This is a genomic window from Sphingobium sp. OAS761 (genome assembly GCF_024168485.1).
GTDB lineage: Bacteria > Pseudomonadota > Alphaproteobacteria > Sphingomonadales > Sphingomonadaceae > Sphingobium.
This window is the reverse complement of sequence record NZ_JALJVY010000007.1, coordinates 260,180-266,628: the sequence shown is the minus strand read 5'-3', so window position 1 is coordinate 266,628 and position 6,449 is coordinate 260,180. Positions and strand designations below refer to the sequence as shown.

The following is a 6,449-nucleotide window of genomic DNA, read 5'->3' as shown; positions in this document are numbered from 1 at the left end:
ACCCATGGCAATGCCCTCCAACCGGCACCCATAGATTCAGACATTCATCGCTTTGGGAATCCCCAACGTGAGTCAGGATCATTGGAGGTTGGTATAACACCGGCGCGAACGACGGGTTAACAGGTGAAGATGATCAAGATTCCTGAACGTGTTGGCGGCTTGCCAACTCTCTTCATCGTTGCGGTCCTTATTCCGACCGCCCTAGCGGCGCTTTATTTTGGATTGAGCTCCGACGTCTATACGTCGGAATCGCGCTTCGTCGTGCGTAGTCCGGACAAAAGCAGCAGCGGCGGGCTAGGCCTGCTGCTGAAGGGCGGTTCGTCCGGTGAGGCCAATGAAGGTTATGCGACGCACGACTACATGCTTTCGCGCGACGCGCTCAAGGCGCTGAACAGGGATGGCCTGGTCAGGAATGCCTATGGCAACGACAGCGTCTCCATCTTCAATCGCTTCAATCCGCTGGGCAGCGGCGGGTCGGACGAACAGCTGTTCAAATTCTACTCCAAAAAGGTAGAGGCGAATCACGACATAGCGTCCTCGATCACGACGCTGGACGTCGACGCGTTCGCGCCGCAGGACGCTTACGAGATCAACCGACGGCTGCTGGTGCAGGCCGAAGCGCTGGTCAACAAGCTCAACACCCGCGCCCGCGAAGACCTCATCGGCTACGCGGCCAAGGAATTGCAGGAAGCCAAGGCAGCGGCCAGCACGGCTGCTCTGGCCCTGTCCGACTATCGCAACCGCGAAGGTGTGGTCGATCCGGAAAAGCAGGCGGAAGTCCAGTTGCAGATGGTGTCCAAGTTGCAGGACGAAATGATCGCAACGAAGACGCAACTCGTTCAGTTGCGCGCGTTCACGCCGCAAAATCCCCAGATACCGGTGCTTCAGACGCGCGTGCGCGAATTGAACAAGGAAATCGAGCAGCAGACCGGTTTGATCGCGGGCAATCAGAAATCCCTGGCAGCAACGGCCGCCCGATACCAGCGCCTGGCGCTGGAAAGCCAGCTGGCCGACAAGGAAATGGCGGCAGCGATCACCTCGTTGCAGGAAGCCCGTAACGAGGCCCGTCGCAAGCGCGCCTATGTCGAGCGCATCGTCGAGCCCAGCAAACCCGACTATCCGAGCGGCCCGCGCCGACTGCGCGGTATCCTGAGCACATTTGTCGTCGGCCTGGTCATATGGGCAGTGCTGTCGATGCTGATGGGCGGTATCCGGGAGCATCGCGACTGATGGAAGGCGAGCGGCAGGAGCAGCCCAGGACCAGTCTCTGGCGGTCCTGGACGATCCAGCGACGCGTCATCGGCGCCTTGTTGATGCGCGAGATCATTACGCGCTACGGGCGCCACAATATCGGTTTTCTTTGGTTGTTCGTGGAACCGATGCTGTTCACCGTCGGCGTGACGGCGATCTGGAGCGCGACCAAGGCGGTGCACGGGTCGAACCTGCCCATCGCGGCATTTGCTCTCACGGGCTATTCGAGCGTCCTGGTCTGGCGCAACATGCCGTCCCGGCTGGTGGATTCCATCAGCCCGAACCTGTCGTTGATGTACCATCGCAACGTGAAGATTTTCGACGTATTCGCGGCGCGATTGACGCTCGAAGGCATCGGCGTTGCCATATCCTTTTTCTTCCTGACGATTTTCTTCGCGGGTATCGGCTGGATTCAGCTTCCCGAAGATGTGCTCAAAGTCGTTGTCGGATGGGTCATGCTTGCCTGGTGGGGCTCCGCACTCGGGATGTTCATGGGTGCCTTGTCGCACCGTACAGAACTGATCGACAAATTCTGGCATCCTACGGCATATCTTCTTTTTCCGCTTTCGGGGTCCGCGTTTCTGGTGGATGCACTTCCTCCCGAATTTGCCCGCTGGATCCTGTACCTGCCCATGGTTCATGGTGTCGAATGTGTGCGTGACGGCTTTTTCGGTTCACATTTCACGGCCCACTACGACCTGGGATATATGGCGATGTGCAATTTGACCTTCAGTCTTTTGGGGCTGCTCGAAATCAAGCGCGCCAGCCGGAATCTCGTGCCCGCATGATCGAGCTTGTCGACATTTCCAAATCCTATCCCACCCGGGCAGGCCGGGTGTCGATATTCAAGGATGTCAATTTCACGATAGGCCGTGGCGAAAAAATCGGCATCCTGGGGCGCAACGGCGCAGGCAAGTCAACCTTGGTCAGGTTGATCGGCGGCGTCGAGCAGCCAAGCAGCGGCTATATCCGGTCGGACATGTCCATTTCGTGGCCGCTCGCCTTTTCGGGCGCGTTTCAACATTCCCTTACCGGGATGGACAATTTGAGGTTCATCTGCCGCGTATATGGTAAGGATGCGGACGAAGCCGCGCGGAAGGTCGATGATTTCGCCGAACTCGGGCGGTACATGCGTGAACCGATCAAGACCTATTCCGCTGGGATGCGCGCCCGTCTGGGTTTCGGAATTTCACTCGCCGTTGACTTTGATTGTTTTCTGATCGACGAAATCGTCGCTGTGGGCGACGCCCGCTTCCAGCGCAAATGCTATGAGGAACTGTTCATCAAGCGCAAGGACCGTGCGATGATCATTGTGTCCCACAGCGACAATTATATCCGGGAACATTGCGACCGTGCTTCGGTTATGGCCGGTGGCGCCCTGCACCATTTCTCGGATATGGATGCCGCCTATGATTATTATCAGAACCATGACCGCGAATGAATTGGTTCGGTAGGCTGCTGGAACGGGCGACGTCGCCGTTCGCAGCAGCCGGAAAGCGGAGCCACCGGCCTGTCGGTGCACGACGACTGCTCGTGGATGTTTCCACCATTGCCCAACATGATGCAGGGACGGGCATTCAGCGGGTGGTGCGCGCGATCTGGCTGCATTTACACCGGATGGATTTGGGTGATATCGAATTGCTGCCGGTGGCCGCGACGGTGCGGCGCGGATACAGCATCGCGGGGTTCGATCCTCAAAGTGGTCGGTTGTCATTGCCCGAATCGCGTGCACCGCTGGTGCAGGCCGGGGAGGGGGATCTTTTTCTGGGCCTTGATCTCGCGGCCCATCGCCTCGCCCGGCATGAAAGGCAGTTGAAACGCTGGCGCAAGGCGGGCGCGTCCCTGAACATCATGGTCTATGACCTGCTGCCGCTTCGACACCCAGAATGGTTCCCCAAGAGCACGAGCCGTAATTTCGCGCGCTGGATCGGCGTTCTCGCCAGATGTGCCGACCGTGCCATCTGTATATCGCATCAAGTGGCATCCGACCTGGATGGCTGGCTCGCCGAAACGGCCGCGCCGCGCCGGGAGGAGATCGCCATGCCCGTCATCCCCTTGAGCGGTGCGGTGGAGGCAACCAATCCGACAAGCGGCATAGGCGATAAAGGCCGTGATGCGGTGATGTGGGCCGAGCGCGTCAGGACGGTGTTGATGGTCGGCACGATCGAACCGCGCAAGGGGCATGACTGCGTTCTGGATGCCATGACGCATCTTTGGGAAACCCAGCCGGAAGCAGCGCCGCATCTGGTCGTCGTAGGCCAGCCCGGCTGGCGGACCGAATCCGTTCAGGCGCGCATGGCGGCGCTGGAGAGCACGCAGTTTACCTGGCTCAGCCGGGCATCGGACGAACTGCTCGGCGCCTTGTATGAGCGCGCAGCGCTAGTGATCGTGCCGTCCCGTGGCGAAGGATTTGGATTGCCGATCGTCGAAGCGCTGCGACAGGGACGCAAAGTCCTGGCGAGAGATTTGCCGGTATTCCGCGAGTTGGAACGGCCGGGACTGTCCTACTTTACCGATGATGCACCAGCCGCGCTGAGTGCGCGCATCATGGCGACGCTGGAACAATCTGACCCGGAACCATGGACCGGGGACGGATGGGACGACAGCGCACTGGCGCTGCTGAACGCGCTGAATTTATGCGCTGCCGTCGATCCCGTTTCCTAGCCCTCTGCCTTGATCGCCTGCATCATCACGCGCAGGTTGGCGCGCCAGTGGGGCGTGGGGCCGCCGAGCGCGGCAAAGGTCGACGCCTTGTCCAGCACAGAGTAATGCGGACGCGTCGCGGGTGTGGGATAGTCGCTCGTGGGAATGGGGATGATCCGCGCTTCCTGCTGCAACAGGCCGGCGGCAAGGCCTTCTTCCTGGATCGCAACGGCGAAATCATACCAGCTTGCCGCGCCGCTGTCGGTATAATGATGTATCCCCGCCACTCCGGCCCCGGCCATCGTCCATAACGCGGCGGCAAGGCCCGGCGCATAGGTGGGCGTTCCGATCTGATCGGCCACCACGCGCACTTCGGGCCGTTCGCCCATCAGGCGTAGCATGGTTCGCACGAAGTTGCCGCCCGTCGGGGCATATACCCAGGCAGTGCGGACAATCAGCGCGTCCGGCCCGGCCAGCTGCTCGCCGGCCAGCTTGGTACGGCCATAGGCGCTCAAGGGGCCTGTCGGGGCGTCGGGCGCATATGGAACGCCCGACATGCCGTCGAATACGAAATCGGTAGAAACATGGACGAAGCGCGCGCCGACCGAGCGGGCGGCGGCGGCCAGCGTGCCGGTCGCCGTGCCGTTGATCGCCAGTGCCAGTTCCTCTTCGGCCTCCGCTTTATCGACGGCTGTATAGGCCGCAGCATTGAGGATCAGGTCGGGCGTTTCCCGTGTGACGAATGCCTGCACCGTGTCGGCATCCGTGATGTCCAGTTCATCGACATCGACGCAGACCAGCTTCACGTTTTCCGGCGCAGTCGCCTGGAGGCCACGGCCAAGTTGTCCCTTGGCGCCGACGATCAGGGTTTTCATGCGAATGCCTCGATTTCGGCCAGCGTCTTGCCCTGCGCGTCCTTGCCCGACAATTGGGGTTCCAGACCTTCCAACGGCCATTCGATGCCGACGGCCGGATCGTTCCACATCAGCGAATGCTCGGCCGACGGATCATAGGTGGCAGTGCATTTATAGAGAAATTCGGTCCCGTCCTCGAGCGCGATGAAACCGTGGGCGAACCCTTCGGGTACCCAGAACATGCGCTTGTTTGCGGCCGAGAGTTCCACGCCCACCCACTTGCCGAAGTTGGGACTGGATATGCGAATGTCGACCGCCACGTCCCAGACGCGGCCGGCGGTGACGCGCACCAGCTTGCCCTGCGGATTGGGGTTCTGGAAATGCAGGCCGCGCAACACGCCCTTGGCAGATTTGCTGTGATTATCCTGAACGAAATTCAGGTCCAGCCCGGCGGCCTTGAAGGCGGAGGCGTTGTAACTTTCGTAGAAGAAGCCGCGGTCATCCCCGAACACACGAGGCTCGATGATCAGCGGGCCGGCAATCGCGGTTTCAATGATATTCATGCAATCGCGCCCTTACCGCCCAGAAGGCCCATCAGATAATCGCCATAACCGCTCTTGCGCAGTGGTGCCGCGACTTTTTCAAGTTGCGCATCGTCGATGAAGCCCTGCCGCCAGGCGATTTCCTCGGGACAGCAGATCTTCAGCCCCTGCCGCTCCTCGGTCACGCGCACATAGAGCGCAGCATCCAGCAGAGAGCCGTGCGTGCCCGTGTCCAACCATGCATAGCCACGGCCCATGATCTCAACCGATAACGACCCTTCTTCCAGATAGAGGCGGTTCAGGTCCGTGATTTCCAGCTCACCGCGCGGCGATGGCGCCAGGTCGCGGGCCATGTCGACGGCCCGGCCGTCGTAGAAATACAGACCCGTGACCGCGTAGTTCGACTTGGGCTCGGCCGGCTTTTCCTCGATCGTTTCCGCGCGTCCCTGCGCGTCGAATGATACGACGCCATAGGCTTTTGGATCGCTGACATAATAGCCGAACACGGTAGCCCCGGTATCGCGCGTGCCGGCGCGGCCGAGTAGGTCGACAAGGCCGTGGCCATAAAAGATGTTGTCGCCCAGCACGAGCGTGGACGGATTGTTGCCCACAAAATCCGCACCGATATGATAGGCCTGCGCCAGGCCTTTCGGTTCGGGCTGCACCGCGTAGGACAAGGACATGCCCCATTCCTTGCCATCGCCCAGCAGGGCCTGGAACGCGGCCGCGTCATGAGGGGTCGTAATGATCAATATGTCCCGGATACCGGAAAGCATGAGTGTCGACAGCGGATAATAGATCATCGGCTTGTCATAAACGGGCATCAATTGTTTGGAGACGCCCTTAGTCAGAGGATAAAGTCTGGTCCCCGAACCACCCGCCAATATTATTCCTTTGCGCACGTCAGTCTCCCTTCCCGGCCGGTCGGGGTGTAATTGGCGCCGGCCGCGATTGCAAGGCGGTGTTGCGGTGCGGCATTTAGATGCTATCGCAGGATCGACGACGTCGTTCTTCGCCGCTCGCAGGCGTCAGCGAATCGTCATGCCGGGGCGTTAGTCCCGTGCAGGGACGGACATGAATGTGTCGGGTTTCTCATTGACATGCATGATCTTGCGGTCAGAGATACGGCGCAACAGGGGTAATAAGGCGGGTTTTCGGT

Annotated in this window: 7 protein-coding genes; 4 read left to right on the top strand and 3 right to left on the bottom strand. The window is 60.4% G+C overall.

The window, feature by feature from the left end:
* The first annotated feature begins 222 nt into the window (after positions 1–222).
* From J3E64_RS11695 to J3E64_RS11680, 4 genes are read left to right on the top strand one after another with little or no spacing between them, the layout of a single operon-like run.
* Complete coding sequence (locus tag J3E64_RS11695; RefSeq protein WP_253342997.1) at positions 223–1,230, top strand: hypothetical protein; 1,008 nt, start codon at positions 223–225, stop codon at positions 1,228–1,230.
* Positions 1,230–2,039: an ABC transporter permease gene (locus tag J3E64_RS11690; protein ID WP_253342995.1), complete on the top strand. Its 810-nt coding sequence runs from the start codon at positions 1,230–1,232 to the stop codon at positions 2,037–2,039. Before J3E64_RS11695 ends, J3E64_RS11690 begins: the two co-directional genes overlap by 1 nt.
* Positions 2,036–2,692, top strand: a complete 657-nt coding sequence (locus J3E64_RS11685) for an ABC transporter ATP-binding protein (RefSeq protein ID WP_253342993.1) — start codon at positions 2,036–2,038, stop codon at positions 2,690–2,692. The genes J3E64_RS11690 and J3E64_RS11685 overlap by 4 nt, the downstream gene beginning before the upstream one ends.
* Positions 2,689–3,915 (top strand): glycosyltransferase family 1 protein, encoded by a 1,227-nt coding sequence (locus J3E64_RS11680; protein ID WP_253342991.1) that lies wholly within the window; start codon positions 2,689–2,691, stop codon positions 3,913–3,915. The genes J3E64_RS11685 and J3E64_RS11680 overlap by 4 nt, the downstream gene beginning before the upstream one ends.
* Here the strand turns inward: J3E64_RS11680 and rfbD are convergent.
* From rfbD to rfbA, 3 genes are read right to left on the bottom strand one after another with little or no spacing between them, the layout of a single operon-like run.
* The gene (gene rfbD, locus J3E64_RS11675) at positions 3,912–4,769 is read right to left on the bottom strand and encodes a dTDP-4-dehydrorhamnose reductase (RefSeq protein ID WP_253342989.1); all 858 of its coding nucleotides are present in this window, start codon (positions 4,767–4,769) and stop codon (positions 3,912–3,914) included. The genes J3E64_RS11680 and rfbD overlap by 4 nt on opposite strands.
* Complete coding sequence (gene rfbC, locus J3E64_RS11670) at positions 4,766–5,311, bottom strand: dTDP-4-dehydrorhamnose 3,5-epimerase (protein ID WP_253342987.1); 546 nt, start codon at positions 5,309–5,311, stop codon at positions 4,766–4,768. Before rfbC ends, rfbD begins: the two co-directional genes overlap by 4 nt.
* Positions 5,308–6,192, bottom strand: coding sequence for a glucose-1-phosphate thymidylyltransferase RfbA (gene rfbA, locus J3E64_RS11665; RefSeq protein WP_253342984.1), 885 nt, complete (start codon positions 6,190–6,192; stop codon positions 5,308–5,310). The genes rfbC and rfbA overlap by 4 nt, the downstream gene beginning before the upstream one ends.
* Positions 6,193–6,449 lie beyond the last annotated feature (257 nt).

Excerpts from the sequence above, each read along its gene's own strand:
- J3E64_RS11690 (WP_253342995.1), top strand. The coding sequence starts at position 1,230 with ATGGAAGGCGAGCGGCAGGAGCAGCCCAGGACCAGTCTCTGGCGGTCC.
- J3E64_RS11685 (WP_253342993.1), top strand. The coding sequence starts at position 2,036 with ATGATCGAGCTTGTCGACATTTCCAAATCCTATCCCACCCGGGCAGGC.
- J3E64_RS11680 (WP_253342991.1), top strand. The coding sequence starts at position 2,689 with ATGAATTGGTTCGGTAGGCTGCTGGAACGGGCGACGTCGCCGTTCGCA.
- rfbD (WP_253342989.1), bottom strand. The coding sequence starts at position 4,769 with ATGAAAACCCTGATCGTCGGCGCCAAGGGACAACTTGGCCGTGGCCTC.
- rfbC (WP_253342987.1), bottom strand. The coding sequence starts at position 5,311 with ATGAATATCATTGAAACCGCGATTGCCGGCCCGCTGATCATCGAGCCT.